The 19072-nt window shown below is 68.0% G+C and carries 15 protein-coding genes; 13 read left to right on the plus strand and 2 right to left on the minus strand.

The genetic code is table 11. The features are described from left to right. Positions 1-263 precede the first annotated feature (263 nt). From AB0P21_RS31630 to AB0P21_RS31670, 9 genes are read left to right on the plus strand one after another with little or no spacing between them, the layout of a single operon-like run. A complete protein-coding gene (locus AB0P21_RS31630; protein ID WP_363701287.1) occupies positions 264-1052 on the plus strand; it encodes a TIGR03084 family metal-binding protein in 789 nt (262 codons plus the stop codon). Beyond that, positions 1049-2770 (plus strand): acyclic terpene utilization AtuA family protein, encoded by a 1722-nt coding sequence (locus tag AB0P21_RS31635; RefSeq protein ID WP_363701289.1) that lies wholly within the window; start codon positions 1049-1051, stop codon positions 2768-2770. Before AB0P21_RS31630 ends, AB0P21_RS31635 begins: the two co-directional genes overlap by 4 nt. Beyond that, a complete protein-coding gene (locus AB0P21_RS31640; protein ID WP_363701291.1) occupies positions 2767-3888 on the plus strand; it encodes an acyl-CoA dehydrogenase family protein in 1122 nt (373 codons plus the stop codon). The genes AB0P21_RS31635 and AB0P21_RS31640 overlap by 4 nt, the downstream gene beginning before the upstream one ends. Then, entirely contained in the window at positions 3885-5450 is a 1566-nt protein-coding gene (locus AB0P21_RS31645) for a carboxyl transferase domain-containing protein (RefSeq protein ID WP_363701293.1), read from the plus strand. Before AB0P21_RS31640 ends, AB0P21_RS31645 begins: the two co-directional genes overlap by 4 nt. 5 nt (positions 5451-5455) lie before the next feature. After that, entirely contained in the window at positions 5456-7399 is a 1944-nt protein-coding gene (locus AB0P21_RS31650) for a biotin carboxylase N-terminal domain-containing protein (RefSeq protein ID WP_363701295.1), read from the plus strand. Then, on the plus strand, positions 7396-8553 hold the full coding sequence (locus tag AB0P21_RS31655; RefSeq protein ID WP_363701297.1) for an acyl-CoA dehydrogenase family protein: 1158 nt from the start codon (positions 7396-7398) through the stop codon (positions 8551-8553). Before AB0P21_RS31650 ends, AB0P21_RS31655 begins: the two co-directional genes overlap by 4 nt. 45 nt (positions 8554-8598) lie before the next feature. Next, the gene (locus AB0P21_RS31660; protein ID WP_363701299.1) at positions 8599-10164 is read left to right on the plus strand and encodes an AMP-binding protein; all 1566 of its coding nucleotides are present in this window, start codon (positions 8599-8601) and stop codon (positions 10162-10164) included. Beyond that, the gene (locus AB0P21_RS31665; protein ID WP_363701300.1) at positions 10157-10987 is read left to right on the plus strand and encodes an NAD(P)-dependent oxidoreductase; all 831 of its coding nucleotides are present in this window, start codon (positions 10157-10159) and stop codon (positions 10985-10987) included. Before AB0P21_RS31660 ends, AB0P21_RS31665 begins: the two co-directional genes overlap by 8 nt. Further along, positions 10984-11592 carry a TetR/AcrR family transcriptional regulator gene (locus tag AB0P21_RS31670; protein ID WP_363701302.1) on the plus strand — a complete coding sequence of 203 codons (609 nt, stop codon included), beginning with the start codon at positions 10984-10986 and terminating at the stop codon, positions 11590-11592. Before AB0P21_RS31665 ends, AB0P21_RS31670 begins: the two co-directional genes overlap by 4 nt. Here the strand turns inward: AB0P21_RS31670 and AB0P21_RS31675 are convergent. Further along, positions 11575-13836: an NACHT domain-containing protein gene (locus AB0P21_RS31675; RefSeq protein ID WP_363702316.1), complete on the minus strand. Its 2262-nt coding sequence runs from the start codon at positions 13834-13836 to the stop codon at positions 11575-11577. The two genes, AB0P21_RS31670 and AB0P21_RS31675, sit on opposite strands and share 18 nt — an antisense overlap. 108 nt (positions 13837-13944) lie before the next feature. Between AB0P21_RS31675 and AB0P21_RS31680 the strand changes: the two genes are divergently transcribed. From AB0P21_RS31680 to AB0P21_RS31690, 3 genes are read left to right on the plus strand one after another with little or no spacing between them, the layout of a single operon-like run. Continuing rightward, positions 13945-15393 (plus strand): MDR family MFS transporter, encoded by a 1449-nt coding sequence (locus AB0P21_RS31680; protein WP_363701304.1) that lies wholly within the window; start codon positions 13945-13947, stop codon positions 15391-15393. 20 nt (positions 15394-15413) lie between these two features. Continuing rightward, the gene (locus AB0P21_RS31685; RefSeq protein ID WP_363701306.1) at positions 15414-16427 is read left to right on the plus strand and encodes a GNAT family N-acetyltransferase; all 1014 of its coding nucleotides are present in this window, start codon (positions 15414-15416) and stop codon (positions 16425-16427) included. Positions 16428-16459: 32 nt separating this feature from the next. Beyond that, the gene (locus AB0P21_RS31690; RefSeq protein WP_363701307.1) at positions 16460-16963 is read left to right on the plus strand and encodes a hypothetical protein; all 504 of its coding nucleotides are present in this window, start codon (positions 16460-16462) and stop codon (positions 16961-16963) included. A 405-nt stretch (positions 16964-17368) separates the two neighbouring features. On the opposite strand, the gene AB0P21_RS31695 is transcribed toward AB0P21_RS31690, so the two are convergent. Next, positions 17369-17545, minus strand: coding sequence for a hypothetical protein (locus AB0P21_RS31695; protein ID WP_363701309.1), 177 nt, complete (start codon positions 17543-17545; stop codon positions 17369-17371). Between the two features lie 229 nt (positions 17546-17774). Here AB0P21_RS31695 and AB0P21_RS31700 point away from each other — a divergent pair, with 229 nt between their 5' ends. Further along, on the plus strand, positions 17775-19067 hold the full coding sequence (locus AB0P21_RS31700; RefSeq protein WP_363701311.1) for an XRE family transcriptional regulator: 1293 nt from the start codon (positions 17775-17777) through the stop codon (positions 19065-19067). The last annotated feature ends 5 nt before the right edge of the window (positions 19068-19072 follow it).

The raw sequence follows: 19072 nt of genomic DNA on the forward strand, positions 1-19072 counted from the left end.
TCTTGTTCTTGTTCTTGTTCTTGTTCTTGTTCTTGTTCTTGTTCTTGTTCTTGTTCTTGTTCTTGTTCTTGTTCTTGTTCTTGTTCTTGTTCTTGCTCTTGCTCTTGCTCTTGCTCTTGCTCTTGCTCTTGCTCTTGTTGCCGTTGCCTTCCCTGTCGTCGAGCCACCCCTGCTGGCCCTCCGCTCAAAAACAAGCACGTGTGCTTGATTCTTGGGTGGGGAGGTGGGAGGCTCGGTTGACCGGACGATGGCGGGAGCTTGGCGTGCAGCTTGATGAGGTGCTGGCTGATCTGAGTGCTGAGAGTGTTGAGCTGGACATGCTGGTGGGTGGGTTGGCTGCCGACGGGTGGGCTACGCCTACCCCTGCCGATGGATGGACTGTCGCGCATCAGATCGCGCATCTGGCGTGGACGGATGAGGCGGCTCGGTTGGCTGCGGTGGAGCCTGAGGAGTTTCAGGTGGAGCTGCGGAAGGCTGTGGAGAACCCGACTGGGTTTGTGGATGACGGGGCTGCTGAAGGCGTCGCGCTCGGGCCTGGGGAGTTGCTGACTTATTGGCGGCAGACTCGGGGGGAGTTGCAGGAGGCGTTGCGGGCGGTGCCGGCTGGGGAGAAGGTGGCGTGGTTCGGGCCTCCGATGAGTCCCACCTCGATGGCGACTGCGCGGTTGATGGAGACGTGGGCGCATGGGCAGGACGTGGCTGATGCGTTGGGGGTCAAGCGGAAGCCGTCCAATCGGCTCAGGCATGTGGCGCATCTGGCGATCCGGACTCGGGACTTCGCGTATCTGCTGAATGATCGGAAGCCGCCGGCGGAGCCGTTCCACGTGGAACTGAGCGGGCCGGACGGGGACCTGTGGGTGTGGGGGCCGGAGGATGCTGAGCAGCGGGTGACCGGCCAGGCATTGGACTTTTGTTTGCTGGCTACGCAGCGGCGGCATCGGGATGACCTCGACGTACGGGCTGTGGGGGCTAAGGCTGATGAGTGGTTGGGGATGATTCAGGCCTTCGCCGGGATGCCGGGGAAGGGTCGCCAGCGGGGGCAGTTCGCGTGACTGAGCCGCTGAGGATCGGGAACGCGTCCGGGTTCTACGGGGATCGGTTCAGCGCCTTTCGGGAGATGGTGACGGGGGGGCCGCTGGATGTGGTGACCGGGGACTATCTGGCTGAGTTGACGATGTTGATTCTTGGCCGCGATCGGCTGAAGGATCCGAAGCTGGGGTATGCGAAGACCTTCCTCAAGCAGCTCGAGTCCGGGCTGGGGGAAGCGCTTGATCGCAACGTCAAGGTGGTCAGCAACGCGGGTGGGTTGAACCCCGCGGGGCTGGCGGAGGCGATCCAGGGGCTCGCGGACAAGCTCGGGCTGCACCCCAAGATCGCGTACGTCGAAGGCGACGACCTGCTCCAGCGGGCAGAGGAGCTTGGGCTCGGGCAGCCGTTGACGGCCAACGCGTACCTCGGAGCGTGGGGTATCGCCGAGGCGCTCAAGGCCGGAGCGGATGTCGTCGTCACCGGGCGGGTCACCGATGCGTCGGTGATCGTCGGACCGGCTGCCGCGCACCACGGCTGGCGCCGCGACCAGTACGACGAACTCGCGGGCGCCGTCGTCGCCGGGCACGTGATCGAGTGCGGTTGCCAGGCGACCGGTGGCAACTACGCCTTCTTCCACGAACTCCGCAACTTCGGCCGACCCGGCTTCCCGATCGCCGAGATCCACGCCGACGGCAGCAGCGTGATCACCAAACACGACGGCACCGGCGGCGCGGTCACGATCGACACGGTCAAGGCGCAACTGCTCTACGAGATCACCGGCGCCCGGTACGCCGGTCCGGATGTCACCGCCCGGATGGACACCGTCGAGCTGTCCGAGGACGGGCCCGACCGCATCCGGATCACCGGGGTGGAAGGTGAGCCGGCACCGCCGACGTACAAGGTGTCGCTGAACAGCATCGGCGGCTTCCGCAACGAGGTGGTGTTCGTCCTCACCGGGCTGGAGTTGGAGGCGAAGGCCGAGCTGGTCAAGTGGCAGCTCGAGGAGGAGCTCAGCAAGAAGCCGGCCGAGCTGAAGTGGTCGCTGGCCTGGACCGAGCAGCCGAACGCCGAGACCGAGGAACTGGCGAGCGTGCTGCTCAAGTGCATCGTCAAAGACCCCGATCCCAAGGTGGTCGGCCGCGCCTTCTCTAGTGCTGCGATCGAGCTGGCCCTGGCCAGCTACCCGGGCTTCCACGTGACCGCGCCGCCCGGCGACGGTTCGCCGTACGGCGTGTTCACGGCCGGGTACGTCGATGCGCGCGAGGTCGAGCAGGTCGTCGTACTCCCCGACGGCACGCGGCGCACGATCGAGCCGGCGGCAGACACTCAGGAGCTGGAGCCTGCGGAAGGCGGCGCGCTGCCCATGCCGTTGCCGCAACTGGTCGCGGCCGGCAGGCCGGCCAGATCGCTCACGCGAGAGGTCCCGCTGGGCCGCGTCATGGGTGCGCGCAGCGGCGACAAAGGCGGCGACGCGAACGTCGGGGTGTGGGTGCGGAACGAGACGGCCTGGCGGTGGTTCGCGCACACGTTGACGGTCGAGAAGTTTCAGGAGCTGTTGCCGGAGACCGCGCATCTGCCCGTGACCAGGCATGTTCTCCCGAATCTGTGGGCGCTGAACTTCGTTGTCGGCGGGCTGCTGGGCGAGGGCGTCGCCTCGCAGGCACGCTTCGATCCACAGGCGAAGGCGGTCGGCGAGTGGCTGCGGTCGCGGTACATCGATGTGCCTGAGGTGCTGTTGTGAGCGACTTCAGACACAGCGTGCGGCGCTTCATGAGCGCCGAGGTGCTGCCCCATCTGGATCAGTGGGAGCGGGACGGCGAGCTGCCGCGGGACCTGCACAATAAGGCCGGCGCGATCGGGCTGCTGGGGGTTGGATTCCCCGAAGCGGTCGGTGGCGGTGGCGGGTCGCTCGTCGACGGGATCGTGGTGGTCGAGGAGATGCACTACGCGGGCGGATCCGGCGGCCTGGTCGCCTCGCTCCTGACCTGTGGCATCGCCCTGCCACACATCGTTGCGGCAGGCAATCAAGAGCAGATCGACAAGTGGGTCCGGCCGACGCTCGAGGGCGAGCTGATCGGTTCGCTGGCGATCACCGAGCCGGACGGCGGGTCCGACGTGGCCTCACTCCGTACTACGGCCGTCCGCGACGGTGACGACTTCATCGTCAACGGCGCCAAGACCTACATCACCTCGGGCTGTCGAGCGGATTTCGTGACCACCGCGGTACGGACCGGCGGACCGGGTGCGCACGGCATCAGCCTCCTGGTCATCGACAAGGGAACGCCGGGCTTCGAGGTGTCGCGCAAGCTGGAGAAGATGGGCTGGCTGTGCTCGGACACCGCCGAATTGTCCTTCACCGACGTTCGAGTGCCGGCGGCGAACCTGGTCGGCGAGGCGGGCAGCGGGTTCGTCCAGCTGGCCGTCAACTTCGTGGCCGAGCGGCTGACGCTCGCAGTACAGGCGTATGCGGGGGCGCAGCGCGCATTGGATCTCAGCGTCGAGTGGTGCCGGACGCGGGAGACCTTTGGCCGGCCGCTCATTTCGCGGCAGGCCGTGCAACACACCCTGACGGAGATGGCTCGGCGGATCGATGTTGCCCGGATCTATGTGCACGCGATCGCGGCAAGAGCGGACGCCGGTGAAGAGGTGATCGCGCAGACCTGCTTCGCCAAGAACACCGCTGTCGAGGCGGGGCAGTGGGTATGCGACCAGGCGCTGCAACTGCACGGCGGGCTCGGCTACATGCGCGAGGCCGAGGTGGAACGCCAGTACCGCGACCAGAAGATCCTCGCGATCGGCGGCGGCAGCACCGAGATCATGACCGGTTTGGCAGCTAAACGACTGGGGTTCACCGGATGAGCAATCGCGCGGCGATGCTGGACAAGCTCGCGGAGCTGGAGACCGAGCATCAGAAGGCGTTGGCGGGAGGCGGCGAGAAGTACGTTGCGCGGCACCACAAACGCGGAAAGCTGCTGGCCCGGGAGCGGATCGAGCTGCTGCTCGACCCGGACACCGCGTTCCTGGAGTTGTCGCCGCTCGCGGGCTGGGGCAGTGACTTCACGGTCGGCGCGAGCCTGGTCACCGGGATCGGGGTGGTGGAAGGCGTCGAGTGCCTGATCACCGCGAACGACCCGACCGTCAAGGGTGGCGCGAGCAATCCGTGGACGCTGCGCAAGGCGCTGCGCTCCGACGAGATCGCCCGGGCCAACCGGTTGCCGGTGATCAGCCTGGTCGAGTCGGGCGGCGCGGATCTGCCGACGCAGAAGGAGATCTTCATCCCGGGTGGCGCGATGTTCCGCAACCTGACCCGGTTGTCGTCCGAGGGGATTCCGACGATCGCGTTGGTGTTCGGCAACTCGACCGCGGGCGGCGCGTACATCCCGGGCATGAGCGACTACGTGGTGATGGTCGACGGCGGCGCGAAGGTGTTCCTGGCCGGGCCGCCGCTGGTGAAGATGGCAACCGGTGAGGACGCCGACGACGAGTCGCTGGGCGGCGCCGGGATGCATGCGCGGCAGTCGGGACTCGCGGACTACTTCGCGGTGGACGAGCGCGACGCGATCCGGCTGGGGCGGCAGATCGTGTCGCGGCTCAACTGGAAGAAGCTCGGGCCGGCGCCGGCAGCGGAGTACCGGGAGCCCTTGTACGACGAGGACGGGTTGCTGGGGATCGTGCCGGGGGATCTGAAGATTCCGTTCGATCCGCGAGACGTGATCGCCCGGGTGGTGGACGGGTCGGTGTTCGACGAGTTCAAGCCGCTGTACGGGTCGTCGCTGGCGACCGGCTGGGCGTCGCTGCACGGATATCCGGTCGGGATCCTGGCCAACGCGCGAGGCGTGCTGTTCAGCGAGGAGTCGCAGAAGGCGGCGCAGTTCATCCAGCTGGCGAACCGGGCCAACACGCCGCTGATCTTCCTGCACAACACGACCGGCTACATGGTCGGGCAGGAGTACGAGCAGGGCGGGATCATCAAGCACGGCGCGCAGATGATCAACGCGGTCTCCAACTCGAAGGTGCCGCACATCTCGATCCTGATGGGAGCGTCGTACGGCGCGGGGCATTACGGGATGTGTGGACGGGCCTTCGACCCCCGTTTCCTGTTCGCCTGGCCGTCGGCGAAGTCAGCGGTGATGGGTCCGCAGCAGCTGGCCGGCGTGCTGTCGATCGTGGCGCGCGCCGCGGCGGCCGCGAAGGGTCAGCCGTACGACGAGGACGGCGATGCCGCGATGCGGGCTTATGTGGAAGGGCAGATCGAGGCGGAGTCGCTGCCGATGTTCCTGTCCGGACGCCTGTACGACGACGGTGTGATCGATCCGCGCGACACCCGGACCCTACTCGGCCTCTGTCTCTCGGCGATCCACTCGGGCCCGGTTGAGGGCACTCGCTTCGATGGCGCCAACTTCGGCGTCTTCAGGATGTGATGGCGATGATCACGTCGGTACTGGTAGCCAATCGCGGCGAGATCGCCCGCCGGGTGTTCCGTACTGCGCGGGCGCTGGGCCTGCAGAGCGTTGCGGTGCATTCCTCCGCCGATGCCGCTGCGCCGTACGTCGCTGAGGCGGATGCCGCGGTGCACTTGCCCGGTACTGCGCCTGCCGAGACGTACCTGCGCGGCGAACTGGTGATCGAGGCGGCGCTCAAGGCTGGGGCTGATGCTGTTCACCCTGGGTACGGGTTCCTGTCCGAGAACGCGGAGTTCGCGGCGGCGGTGATCGAGGCGGGGCTGACCTGGATCGGGCCGCCGGTCGAGGCGATCGCGTCGATGGGGTCGAAGATCGAGGCGAAGAAGCTGATGGATGCCGCGGGGGTGCCGGTACTGCGGCAGCTCGCGGCTGGTGATGTCACCGATGCGGACCTGCCGGTTCTGGTGAAAGCCTCGGCAGGTGGCGGCGGGCGGGGTATGCGGGTAGTCGAGTCCCTGGCGGAGCTGCGCTCGGAGATCGCGTCCGCGGAGGCCGAGGCGTTGTCCGCCTTCGGGGACGGCACGGTGTTCTGCGAGCCGTATCTGGCGACCGGGCGGCACATCGAAGTACAGGTGCTGGCTGATCAGCACGGGACCGTCTGGGCGGTTGGCGAGCGGGAGTGCTCGATTCAGCGGCGGCATCAGAAGGTGGTCGAGGAAGCGCCGTCGCCGTTGGTGGAGCGGATTCCGTCGATGCGGGAGCGGTTGTACGACGCGGCGCGGAAGGCTGCCGAGGCGATCGGGTATGTCGGGGCGGGGACTGTTGAGTTCCTGGCTGATGAGGAGGGTGGTTTCTACTTTCTCGAGATGAATACCCGGCTGCAGGTCGAGCATCCGGTGACTGAGTCGGTGACTGGGCTGGATCTGGTGGCTTGGCAGTTGGCGATTGCTGCTGGGGAGAAGTTGCCGGCTGAGCCGCCTGCTGCGGTGGGGCATTCGATCGAGGTGCGGTTGTATGCCGAAGATCCGTTGAATGATTGGCAGCCTCAGACCGGCACCCTCCACCGCTTTTCACTTTCTGGTACTTCGTTCGAGGCCGGCGGTCCGCGGGAGGGTGCGCCGTGGATTCGGGTCGACTCTGGGGTGGTGAGCGGCAGCGAGGTTTCGCCGTACTACGACGCGATGTTGGCGAAGGTGATCGTGTGGGGGGCGACCCGGGCGCAGGCTGCGGCTCGACTGGCTGCTGAGCTGCAGCGGGCCGAGATTCATGGGGTGCGGACCAACCGGGATCTGCTGGTGTGGATTCTCAGGCATCCGGCGTTCTTGGCCGGCGACACCACTACCGCGTTCTTTGACGAGCACGGGGTCGGAGCACCGGTGGATGGGGATGCGGAGCGGGTGGCTGCGGTTGTGGCGGCGCTTGCGGATGCAGCGACGCGGCGGGGGACGGCGAGGGTGCAGCGCGGGCTGCCTGGTGGGTGGCGGAATCTGGCGTCGCAGGGGCAGCGGAAGAGTTATCGGGTCGGCGATCGGCAGTACGACGTCGACTATCGGATGACTCGGGACGGCGTGGTGGTGGACGGCGCCACGGTGGTCGAGGCGAGTGCTGTGCGGGTGGTGCTCGAGGTCGACGGAGTACGGCGGGCGCACAGCGTCGCGGCGTACCCGGGGCTGGTGTGTGTGGGGTCGGTGGCGCTGACGCCGGTCGAGCGGTTCCCGGATCCGTCGCAGCAGTTGGTCGCTGGGTCGTTGGTGGCGCCGATGCCGGGGACTGTGGTTCGGGTCGGGGTCGAGGTCGGCGACAAGGTGACCGCTGGGCAGGGACTGCTCTGGCTGGAGGCGATGAAGATGGAGCACACCATCTCCGCGCCGGCCGACGGAATCCTGGTCGAGCTTGCGGTGGCCGCTGGTCAGCAGGTCGAGGTGGGGGCCGTTCTGGCCGTCGTACAAGTGGAGGAGAGCGCATGAGCTTCGTCGAGTCCGAGGAACGTCGCGCGCTGCGGGCGGCGGTGAGCGAGCTGGGCAAGAAGTACGGCTACGCGTACTTCAACGAGCGGGCGCGCTCCGGCGGGCAGACCACGGAGCTGTGGCAGGAGGCCGGCAAGCTCGGCTACCTCGGCGTCAACCTGCCCGAGCAGTACGGCGGTGGTGGCGGCGGGATGGGTGATCTGTCGATCGTGCTGGAGGAGCTCGGCGCGGCCGGTTGCCCGTTGCTGATGATGGTCGTCTCGCCGGCGATCTGCGGGACGGTGATCACCCGCTTCGGCACCGAGGGACAGAAGGAGCAGTGGCTGCCGTCGCTGGCTGACGGGACCACCACGATGGCGTTCGCGATCACCGAGCCCGACGCGGGGTCGAACTCGCACGGGATCACGACGACGGCACGGCGTACGGAGAACGGCTGGTCGTTGAGCGGGCGGAAGGTCTACATCTCCGGCCTCGACGTCGCGCGCGCCGTCCTCGTGGTCGGGCGGACCGAGGACGCCAAGACGGGCAAGCTCAAACCTGCGTTGTTCATCGTGCCGACCGATGCTGAGGGCGTCGAGTTCCGGCAGATCGAGATGGATCTGATCAGCCCGGACAAGCAGTTCTCGTTGTTCCTCGACGACGTGCAACTGCCGGCCGAGGCGCTGGTCGGCTCCGAGGACGCGGGTCTGATGCAGCTCTTCGCGGGGCTCAACCCGGAGCGGATCATGGCGTCGGCGTTCGCGATCGGGATCGGCCGGCACGCCCTCGGCAAGGCCGTTGCCTATGTCAAGGAACGCCAGGTCTGGAAGACCCCGATCGGCGCCCACCAGGGGATCGCGCACCCGCTGGCGCAGAACAAGATCGAGCTCGAGCTGGCCCGGCTGATGATGCAGAAGGCCGCCGCCCTGTACGACGCCGGCGACGACCTCGGCGCCGGCGAGGCGGCGAACATGGCCAAGTACGCCGCCGGTGAGGCTACCGTGCGGGCCACCGATCAGGCCGTCCAGTCGCTCGGCGGCAACGGCATGACCGTCGAGTACGGCGTGGCGTCACTGGTCGCGGCCGCCCGCGCGTCCCGGATCGCGCCGGTCAGCCGGGAAATGATTCTCAACTTCGTCGCCCAGCACAGCTTGGGCCTACCGAAGTCGTACTGATTCCGTCATCGTTCCTCCAACCCATCGCGTAGAGAGGACCCCGCCGTGGTCATCCAGAGTCAGTTCCCACCCGTCGAGATCCTGGACGTCCCGATCCACGACGCGGTGCTCGGCCGCGCCCAGGAGTACGGCGACCGGATCGCGCTGGTCGACGGCGTCAGTGGCCGGGAGATCAGCTACGCCCAGCTGGACGGGATGACCCGGCGGATCGCGGCCGGGCTGGCCGAGCTGGGGATCGTGCACGGCGACACGATCGCGCTGCACAGCCCGAACACGATCATCTACCCGGCGGTCTTCTACGGCGCGACCCGCGCGGGCGCCACGGTGACGACGGTCAACGCGCTCTACACCCCGGCCGAGCTGCACAAGCAACTGGTGGACTCGAAGGCGAAATTGCTGGTGACGATTTCGCTCTTCCTGCCGGTGGCGACCGCGGCGGTGGAGGGCACCGACGTGCAGGAGATCCTGGTCTGCGACCAGGCCGAGGGCTACCGGTCGGTGCTGGAGCTGCTCGCATCGACCGGGCCGGAGCCGGTGGTGGAGATCGACCCGGCGAACGACGTCGCGGTACTGCCGTACTCTAGCGGTACGACGGGCGCCGCGAAGGGCGTGATGCTGACGCATCGCAACATCGCCACCAACATGAGCCAGGCCGACCCGATGTTCACCATGGGCGAGGGCGAGCGGATCATCGCGATCCTGCCGTTCTTCCACATCTACGGGCTGAGCGTGCTGATGAACCTGCCGCTGCGGCTCGGCGCGACCGTGGTGGTGCTGCCGAAGTTCGAGCTGCAGCAGTTCCTGACCGTGCTGGACGAGCAGAAGATCACTCGCGCCTTCGTCGCGCCGCCGATCGTGCTGGCGCTGGCGAAGCACCCGGCGGTGGACGGGGTCGACCTGTCCGCGCTGAAGTACGTCACGTCGGCCGCGGCTCCGCTCGACGGCGACCTGGCCGAGGCGTGCGCCAAACGGCTCGGGCTGCACGCAGTACTGCAGGCTTATGGGATGACCGAGTTGTCGCCGGGCACGCACTCGGTGCCGCAGGACGACGTCGATCCGCCGGCCGGTGCCGTCGGCAAGCTTTTCCCGTCGACCGAGATGCGGTTCGTCGGTGCCGATGGCAACGATGTGGCCGAGGGCGAGATCGGCGAGGTCTGGTTCCGCGGGCCGCAGGTGATGAAGGGCTACCTGGGCCGGCCGGAGGAGACCGCGGCGACCATCGACCCGGACGGCTGGCTGCACACCGGAGACCTGGGTCGCGAGGACGAGCGCGGCTACCTGTACATCGTGGATCGGGTCAAGGAGCTGATCAAGTACCACGGCTACCAGGTGCCGCCGGCCGAGCTGGAGGCCGTGCTGCTGACCGACGACCGGATCGCGGATGCCGCCGTGATCGGAGTACAGGCTGACGGCAACGAGGTACCGAAGGCGTTCGTCGTCGCGATGCCCGGCGTGGAGCTGACCGAGGCCGACGTGATCGAGTACGTCGCGGAGCGGGTCGCGCCGTACAAGAAGATCCGGCAGGTGGAGTTCATCGACGCCGTGCCGAAGGCCGCGTCGGGCAAGATCCTGCGGCGCGAGCTGCGGGCACGGGAGGCAACGGGTGAGTGAGACCCTGGCCGGGCGAACCCTGATCATGTCCGGCGGCAGTCGCGGGATCGGCCTGGCGATCGCGCTGCGGGCCGCCCGCGACGGCGCGAACGTGGCGCTGCTGGCGAAGACCGCCGAGCCGCATCCGCAGTTGCCGGGCACGATCTACACGGCGGCCGCGGAGATCGAGGCGGCCGGCGGGCAGGCGCTGCCGATCGTGGGTGACGTGCGCTCGGACGAGTCGGTGGCCGAGGCGGTCCGGCGTACGGCGGAGGAGTTCGGCGGGATCGACATCGTCGTGAACAACGCCTCCGCGATCGACCTGACGCCGACCGCGGACATCCCGATGAAGCGCTACGACCTGATGCAGGACATCAACGCGCGGGGCACCTTCCTGCTGTCGAAGCTGTGCATCCCGTGGCTGCGGAAGTCACCGGAGGCGCGCATCCTCACGCTGTCGCCGCCGCTGAACCTGGATCCGCGGTGGGCCGGCGGGCATCTCGCCTACACGATGGCGAAGTACGGGATGAGCCTGACCACGCTCGGCCTCGCCGAGGAGTTGCGGGGCGACGGGATCTCGGTCAACTCGCTGTGGCCGCGCACGTTGATCGCGACTGCTGCGGTGCAGAACCTGCTGGGCGGCACTGAGGCGACGTCGCGGTCGCGGACGCCGGAGATCGTGGCGGATGCGGCGTACGTCGTACTGACGGGGCGGCGGCGCACCGGCGAGTTCCTGATCGACGATGAGGTGCTCGCCGAGGCAGGGGTGACCGACTTGTCGCCGTACCAGCTGGCGGCGTCGGAGGCCGACCTGGCGCCGGACATCTTCCTGGACTCGCTGTGAGTGAGGTGCTGCGCGAGCCCCAACAGGATCGGAGCCGGGCGACCCGGCAGAAGCTCCTGGAGGCGTCGCTCGAGTCACTGGCTCAGGTGGGCTATGCGGCGACCACTGTCGCGGTCGTGGCTGCTCGGGCGGGTGTCTCTCGCGGGGCTGCGCAGCACCACTTCCCGACGCGGGCGGATCTGTTTGCGGCGGCAGTGGAGTACATGACTGAGGTACGGCTGGCGGAGATCCGGCAGCAGGCGTCTGGGCTGCCTGTGGGTGAGGGGCGGACCGAGGCGATCGTCGGGATGCTTGCTGACGTCTATACCGGTCCACTGTTTCGGGCGGCGTTGCATCTGTGGGTAGCGGCGTCTACTGAGGAGCCGCTGCGGCAGCAGATCGTTCGGCTGGAGGCGCATGTCGGGCGGCAGGCCCATCGGGCGCTGCTGGAGGTGCTGGAGGTTGAGGAGCGGACTCCGGGAGTTCGGGAGACTGTGCAGGGGGTGCTGGATATGGCTCGGGGGTTGGGGCTGGCGGATCTGCTGACCGATGATGCGGTGCGGCGGCGCGGGATTGTGCGGCAGTGGTCGGTGATTCTCGACCAGGTGTTAGCGAGTGCGCGTTAGGTTGCTGCGCTCGGCTCGGGCGGCGATGCGTTGGTCCACCTTGGCTGCCAGGGCGTCTGGGTCGCATTCGGCCAGGTGGTCGCGCACTAGTAGGTGGATGAACGTGTACTGGCCTCGGCCGGTCTTGGCGAGCACGAAGCGCTCGGCGGCGTAGCGGAGGAAGGCCCCGCGGCGCCAGGGCAGGTAGCCGCTCCAGCGGAGCAGGAAGCCGTGCAGACCGCGGGACAGGCCGCCTGCGAAGACAGGAGCGCGGCGGCGCCAGGCCTTGGAGGCGACCGTGCCGGCGATGATGCCGAGGACCACCTCGGGACCGTGCGGCCACCAGAGGTTTGCTCCGAGAGTTGCAGCGACGGCGATGCCTAGCAAGCTGCCGCCGCCGGTCCACTTGTCCATCTGCCAGCCGTCGCCGGGGTGTTGCTCCTTGACCAGATGGTCCATCGGCAGCGCTTTGACGAAACGGATGCCCTGGGCAACTATCAGGCTGATCGCGGCGCCGGCGACGAAGTCCTGTGGACGGTCGACGAGCGTGAAGACCGCCCAGCTCGCTGCGGTGACGCCGAGCAGCCGGATGCTGAGCCAGACGCGGCGGCGGTTGTTGCCGGAGAGGATGTACTCCAAGCCGTAGGAGATCCAGACGATTACACCCTGGACCGCCAGCCCCAGGGCCGGCGGCAGGTTCTCGGCGATCGCGGTGACGGCCAGTACTGAGGTGAGTCCGGCTATGGCGCCTATGCAGATCATGACGGCCAGCAGCTGTTTGCGGGGTTGGCCGCTGCCTTGCTGGAGGGTCCACCAGGTGTGCGGGCGCACGTGGACCAGCACCAGGGCGATTGCGCCGACTGCCAGGCCTGCCGATACGCCGTACAGGGCTGTGGCTCCTACTGCTGCTCCAGCGGCCAGGCCGGCGAAGAGGCCGGGGAGGCAGACCATGTGAGCCAGGTAGCCGACTGCGGGCAGCACCAGTCCGTACCAGCCGTTGGGCGTCAGGCGACGCGGTACTTCGATGCGGTCACCCGCGCGGGTGCGGGTCCACCAGGCGAGGCACCACAGCGACCGGACGGCCGCACGCGACTCGAACTGCGGGCTGCTGGGCCGGTACCGGGCCAGTACCTCCGAGATGAAGGTGTCGAACAGCTCTCGGCGGTGATCGGCCAGTACGCCGGTCTCGATGTCGCGGGCGTCCCTGCCCTGGTAGGCGAGCGCCATGACGTTGAGCATCAGCGGGGAGTTGACCAGGTCCCAGAGGTCGTCGTCACGCTCCATGGCGGCCAGCGCGCCGGCCAGCTCCTCACCGCCGGAGGCGAAGTAGTCGATCACCTGCCGACGGCTGAGCGGCCGAATGCGCACTGCGCCGTACAGCTTGAGGCGATGCTGCAACTGCTCGTACTCGTGGATGCGACAGGTGACTGCGACCTGGCCGACCAGGTAGCGCTGCCCCAGCTCGGCGAGCACCGGGGCGAGCTTCTCCTGGTGGGCGGGCGCTACTTCGTCCAGACCGTCGAGGAGCAGGCCTAGTCTTCCTTTGCTCAGCCAGACGCGTCCTACTGCCGCCGGGATCTGATAGCGGTTGGTCAGCTCGGTCAGCAGCCAGCGAATGAAGCCGGCGAGCAGCGGGCTGTCGCCTGGCGCGTCGTCTTCTTCCCTCGCGGTTGGGGCGTTCCAGCCGGCTAGGTCGACGACTACCGGAATTGGGCTGCGGGGGTCCTCGTGGGCCTTGGCTGCGAGGGTGCGGGCCAGCTCGAGGAGGAGCGTGGTCTTGCCGGCGCCGGGAGCTCCGAGGATGAGCATGGAGTCCTGGAGGTCATCGAAGGCCGCGCCGATGTTGGCGTCCTCGCGGACCTCGGTGACGCTGCTGTTGAGCGGCTGGACCAGCAGGTCGTAGGGTCGGATCACTGCCTCGGGGCTGACGTCCAGGGCCAGGGCCAGGCGGGTTTGTGAGGCCAGGGAGCCGGTGAAGCGGTCAGCCAGGTAGCGGTCGATGCGCGCCAGGGCGTTGGGGCGGTTGCGGGGCTGGTCGGCTGATCTTGCGGAGAGTCCTGTGGTTCGGCGGCTGCGGTACTGGAGCAGGCCGGTGATGATCGCGATCAGCCAGAGGATGCCGATGGTCGGCCAGGTCCAGCCGACGTAGGGGGCGAGGAAGGCGGGGGCGGTGCCGCCGGTGCCCACGTTGATGGCGATGGGGAGGAGAACGAGGGTCATCGAGATGGTGGCTATGAGCACGATGACGCGCAGGAGTCCGTGCATCCTCACCTACGGAGGGTATCTGGCAGGGGGTGCTCGGCGTGCGGGGAGCGGTGTTTCTCGGGGTGGGGATGGGGAATCGATGTCTTGTCACGTAAGTTGCAATTTGTCATGACTACTGAGCGGATCGACCGAGCGAGTGTGGGACTGCGGTCCGAGCGTGGGCCGATCCTGCTGGCGGTGATGCTGAGCGTCGGGCTGGTGGCGATCGACGCGACCATCCTGGCTACCGCAGTACCGTCGGTGGTCGGCGATCTCGGCGGCTTCACCCAGTTCCCCTGGCTGTTCTCGATCTATCTGCTGGCTCAGGCCGTCTCCGTGCCGATCTACGGCAAGCTCGCCGACCTGCGCGGCCGCAAGCCGGTGATGCTGCTCGGCATCGTGCTGTTCGTGCTCGGCTCGGTGCTCTGCGGGTTCGCCTGGAGCATGCCCGCGCTGATCGCCTTCCGGCTGATCCAGGGCCTCGGCGCTGGCGCGATCCAGCCGATCGCGATGACGATCATCGGTGACATCTACTCGGTGGCCGAGCGCGCCAAGGTCCAGGGATACGTCGCCAGCGTCTGGGGGATCGCCTCGTTCGTCGGCCCGACGCTCGGCGGCGTCTTCTCCGACTACATCTCCTGGCGCTGGATCTTCTTCGTCAACGTCCCGCTCGGCCTGGCCGCCGGTTGGGTGTTCCTGCGCAAGTTCAAGGAGAACGTCGCCCGGGCCGCCCGGCCACAGATCGACTACGCCGGCACCATCCTGCTCGCGGTCGGCGGTTCGCTGCTGCTGCTCGGGCTGCTCGAAGGCGGCGTGATGTGGGCCTGGGACTCGGTCGCCAGCACCGCGATCCTCGCGGTCGCCGTCGTGCTGCTGATCGCCTTCGGGTTCGTCGAGCGCCGCGCGCCGGAGCCGATCCTGCCGCTGTGGGTGCTCGGCAAGCGCGTCCTCAACTCGGCCAACTCGGCCGCGCTGCTGATCGGCGTACTGATGATCGGGCTGTCCACCTACGTGCCGCTCTACGCCCAGGGCGTGCTCGGTACGTCGGCGCTGGTGGCCGGCTTCGCGCTGGCCGCGATGACCCTGGGCTGGCCGATCGCCGCGTCGCTGGCGGGCCGGATCTACCTGCGGGTCGGGTTCCGGAACACGATGGTGATGGGCTCGGTGTTCGTCGTGATCGGCGCCGGGCTGCTGCTCACGGTGAAGCCGTCCAGCTCGGTGGTCTACCTCGCCTTCGCCTGTTTCGTGATCGGCATCGGCCTCGGCTTCTCCGCCTCACCGGGCATAGTCGCGGCGCAGTCGTCAGTCGACTGGAAGAGCCGGGGCGTGGTGACTGGCGCCAACATGTTCGCTCGTTCAGTCGGTAGCGCGGTCGGCGTCGCCATCTTCGGCGCGGTCGCCAACGCGGTGGTCGCGTCCCGGGTCGGCGACAGTCATGACGATCTGGAGCACCTGCCCGGCGAGATCCTGGCTCCCGCCATCCACGACGTGTACTACGGCGCCGCGGCGGCCGCAGTACTGCTGGTCGTCGCCGTGCTGTTCATGCCCAACCGCGTCACCGAAGCGCCACGCGACTAGGCCCCCTAGGTTGGTTGGTCATGCGGGCTGTGGACTGTGTCGGGGCGTTGATCCGCGATGAGCAGGGCCGGGTGTACGTGCACCGGCGTACTGCGGAGCGGCGGTTGCTGCCGGGGATCTGGGACATCGTCGGCGGTCACCTGGAGGACGGGGAGACGCCCGAGCAGGCACTGGCCCGGGAGGTCGAGGAGGAGACCGGCTGGCGAGTCAGGGAGATCGTCCTGGCGGTCACCGACTGGGAGTGGGAGTACGAGGGCCGGGTACGCCGGGAGCTCGACTACCTGATCACCGTCGACGGGGACCTGACCCGGCCGCGGCTGGAGGAGGGCAAGCACGATGCGAGCGCCTGGGTCGGGCCGGACGACCTGGAGCTGCTGATGGTCAATCGGACCGACGGGGATCGGCGGCTGCGAGACATCGTCGCGTACGCCGTACGGGCTGTGTTGACCGAGCGGTTGAGCCTGGTCCCGATCACCGGACCTGACGAGGTCCTCCCCGGACATGCGGCGGACCTGGAGCGGCTGCACGCCGATCCGTGGGTGGCCGAGTGGTACGCCGGAGCGTGGTCAACAGCCGAGTCGGTACGCCGGGCCGCCGAGTTCCAGGCGCGCTGGGAGGCCAACGGGGTGAGCAAGTGGATGGCCTATCGGCGTTCGGACGGTTCGCTGGTCGGGCGGGGCGGGATGGAGCGGTGGGCTCCTGGCGACGAACTGGTCGGGAAGGTCGGGGCTCTGCTCGACGACGGCGGCGCGTGGCTGGCTGATCGGCTGGAGCTCGGGTGGGCGTTGCTGAGCTCGGCTCGGGGCCAAGGGCTGGCCACCGAACTCGGCCGGGCCGCGCTCGATCACGCCTTCGGAGCGCTGGGCGCGCAGTCGGTGATCGCACTGACCGAGCAGCACAACACGGCGTCGCGAGCGGTGATGGAGCGGCTGGGGATGCGGTTCGTGGGCGAGATCCGGACCGGCGGTCTGGTCGAGGGCAGCACCGGCATCCACCCCGACGCGCCGTTCGCGGTGTACCTCGCGCGCGCCTGAACTGTCCGCATACCGGTGGGTACGAGCGGGGCATGAAGAAGACAATCCTGGTCGCCCTCAGCACGCTCGCCCTGCCCGCCGGACTGCTGGCCGCCACCGCGGTCCCGGCGCAGGCGGCCGGCGGACCGGTCAAGTACGCGCAGGCGTGCGAAGCGCTCGGCTACACGACCGTCGTCAACGTGACGAACCTCCGCAAGGACGGCTTCGGCAACAAGATCGGCGAGCTCCGGACGCTGCGGAAGACCGGCGCGAACAGCAACAAGTGGTGCACCTACCTGAAGAAGACCGACAACACGGTCGGCAACAACAACGCCGTCCGGTTGTCGGTCGCGGTGCTGACCAAGTCGGGCGGCCAGTTCAGCACCAAGAAGGCGTCGCTGGGCGAGACCGTGAAGTACTACTCGTCGAGCTTCACCTACACGTCGCTGCGCGGGACGTCGGGGACCAGCCACAAGACGATCCTGCACACCACCACCGGGATGAAGTCGGCCAGCTCGAGCACCTGGTACACGACGGCCTTCACGCTGGTCGGGTGACCTGGACGCACAAATAACTCCGCTGTGTGACCGCCCAGGCGCGGCGGTCACACAGCGGATTCGGCCACCTCGGAGGGTGGCTCCTGGTGAGGTGTCAGGAGCCACCGTGTCCTTCGCCGGAGGTCCGTGCGTTTGCCCCGGAGGTCCGGCGAAGGACACTTGCCCCGCCCGGCCCGAGGTGTCGGCCAGGAGGTGGTTTGGAACGGCTGGGCGGCGGCGATACAGGGACTCAGCCGCCAGCCCAGCCGGGCTTTGTGGGCGGTGCGGTCCGGAGCTGAGGAGGCCCCGGACCGCACCTCTGGTTTGTCCGGAACTGAGGAGTGCTCCGGACCTTCGATCGCTACTCCTGAGCGTGAGGAGACCCCAGGAGCAACTCCGGGTCTGAGGAACCCGGAAGCAGGTGTTTTAAATGTCCGCTTCTTGGAGCGGGCCGAGCAGGTCGTTGGTGACGCGCAGGCCGGCGAAACGGCGCCTCATGGCCTGCTCGTACCGCGCTGCCAACGGGGCCTCCGCGACGTACTGAGCGATCACGTGCTCGCCGAACCAGACCCGCACTCGGCGCCGGTGTTGCCTGGACGTCATCTCCGCAACAGTCACTGCTTGCTCACCCCGTAACTCTCAGCCCTTGCAACCAGTTGGACTTACTGGTTGTCATGGCAGTAATGGTGCACAGACCGACCGTGACCGCTCTAGGACCTGGAGAGGACCTTTGCCGGACCTCTTCCGGACCTCTGGCGGACATCTGGGTGACTGCACCTTGTAGTGGGGCACGAGTCGAGACAACGTCTACCTGACGTGAACGGGAGGAACGATGGCGGGTAGGTATACGCCAAGAACGGTCCTGGCGCACCTGATCCAGCGCCGGAACCAGACCTACTCCGAGATCGTCGCCGAGTTCGTCGAGCTGGGTGGAACCATCACCGAGCGGCACCTGCGGCGTCTCGCATCGGGCGAGCGGGCGGGGACCACGCCTCAGACTCGGCGCACCCTGCAACGCATGTTCGGCAAGCCGGTCGAGGAACTCCTCGCTCCGTACGTCCCCGAGCAGGCCGTCGAGGTGGCGCCGGCGGCTGCAAGTGGACGGATCACGACAGGTAATGAGATGGAGGTACTCGACATGGCTGCCAGCCGTGCGCGGGCTTTCGCCCTCGCGGCCCAGACAGGTCTCGGAAGCGAGGCCATGGAACAGGTGTACGACGACGTGAGACACGTCGCGAAGGCCTACCCGCAGCGCCCGCTGCCGGAAATCCTCGGCCAACTGGTCGAGACGCAGGACCTGGTCTTCGCGTTGCTGGAGAGCCGGCAGCGTCCGGAGAACCTGCGGCAGCTCTACTTCCTCGGCGGCGTGACCGGTGGTCTGCTCGCCAAGGCGTCCCACGACCTCGGCAACCCGCACGCCGCGCTGACCCAGGCCAGGACCGCGTTCCTGTGCGCCGACAACGCCGACCACCACGGGCTGCGCGCCTGGGTCCGTGGTCTGCAGTCGCTGGTCTCCTACTGGGCCGGCAACCCACACGACTCGGTCCGGTACGCCCAGCTGGGCGCGGGCTACGCCGAGCAGGCCAACAGCACCACCAGCGTCTGGCTCCCGGTGAGCGAGGCCCGCGCCTGGGCCGCCCTGGGCAACGCGGACGCCACCCGGGCCGCCCTGCAACGCGCGGAGAACGCGTGGAGCTCGGTCCAGAACGACGATCTCGACGAGATGGGCGGGCTGTGCACCTTCGGCCGCAACCGCCAGCTGTACTACGCGGCCGACGCGCTCGCCTGGCTCCCGGGCGAGGTGGACACGGCGGACCAGTACTCCCGCCAGGCCGTCGACGCGTACACCGACCAGTCGCACCCTGAGTGGGCCTTCGGCGACGCCGCCGGCAGCCAGGCGGCGATGGCCATCTCCCGGATCGCCAGCGGCGAGCTGGACGGGGCCGCCGACGCGATCGCGCCGGTGCTCGGTCTTCCTGCCGAGCGTCGCATCAACGGCGTCGTACACTCGGCCCGCCGAGTGCATCAGGCACTGCGGCAGTCCGGACACGGCGAAGACGCCCGCGAGCTGCAGGAAGAGATCGAGATGTTCACCCGTACGCCGATGCAGACCTTCCCGCAGTAGCAGGC

It is taken from the genome of Kribbella sp. NPDC056861, from assembly GCF_040687575.1.
In the GTDB taxonomy this organism is placed as follows: domain Bacteria; phylum Actinomycetota; class Actinomycetes; order Propionibacteriales; family Kribbellaceae; genus Kribbella.

Bases quoted from the DNA above. Each gene is read 5' to 3' on its own strand.
- AB0P21_RS31650 (WP_363701295.1), top strand. From the start codon at position 5,456: ATGATCACGTCGGTACTGGTAGCCAATCGCGGCGAGATCGCCCGCCGG.
- AB0P21_RS31680 (WP_363701304.1), top strand. From the start codon at position 13,945: ATGACTACTGAGCGGATCGACCGAGCGAGTGTGGGACTGCGGTCCGAG.
- AB0P21_RS31655 (WP_363701297.1), top strand. From the start codon at position 7,396: ATGAGCTTCGTCGAGTCCGAGGAACGTCGCGCGCTGCGGGCGGCGGTG.
- AB0P21_RS31695 (WP_363701309.1), bottom strand. From the start codon at position 17,545: ATGACGTCCAGGCAACACCGGCGCCGAGTGCGGGTCTGGTTCGGCGAG.
- AB0P21_RS31690 (WP_363701307.1), top strand. From the start codon at position 16,460: ATGAAGAAGACAATCCTGGTCGCCCTCAGCACGCTCGCCCTGCCCGCC.
- AB0P21_RS31685 (WP_363701306.1), top strand. From the start codon at position 15,414: ATGCGGGCTGTGGACTGTGTCGGGGCGTTGATCCGCGATGAGCAGGGC.
- AB0P21_RS31700 (WP_363701311.1), top strand. From the start codon at position 17,775: ATGGCGGGTAGGTATACGCCAAGAACGGTCCTGGCGCACCTGATCCAG.
- AB0P21_RS31675 (WP_363702316.1), bottom strand. From the start codon at position 13,836: ATGCACGGACTCCTGCGCGTCATCGTGCTCATAGCCACCATCTCGATG.
- AB0P21_RS31645 (WP_363701293.1), top strand. From the start codon at position 3,885: ATGAGCAATCGCGCGGCGATGCTGGACAAGCTCGCGGAGCTGGAGACC.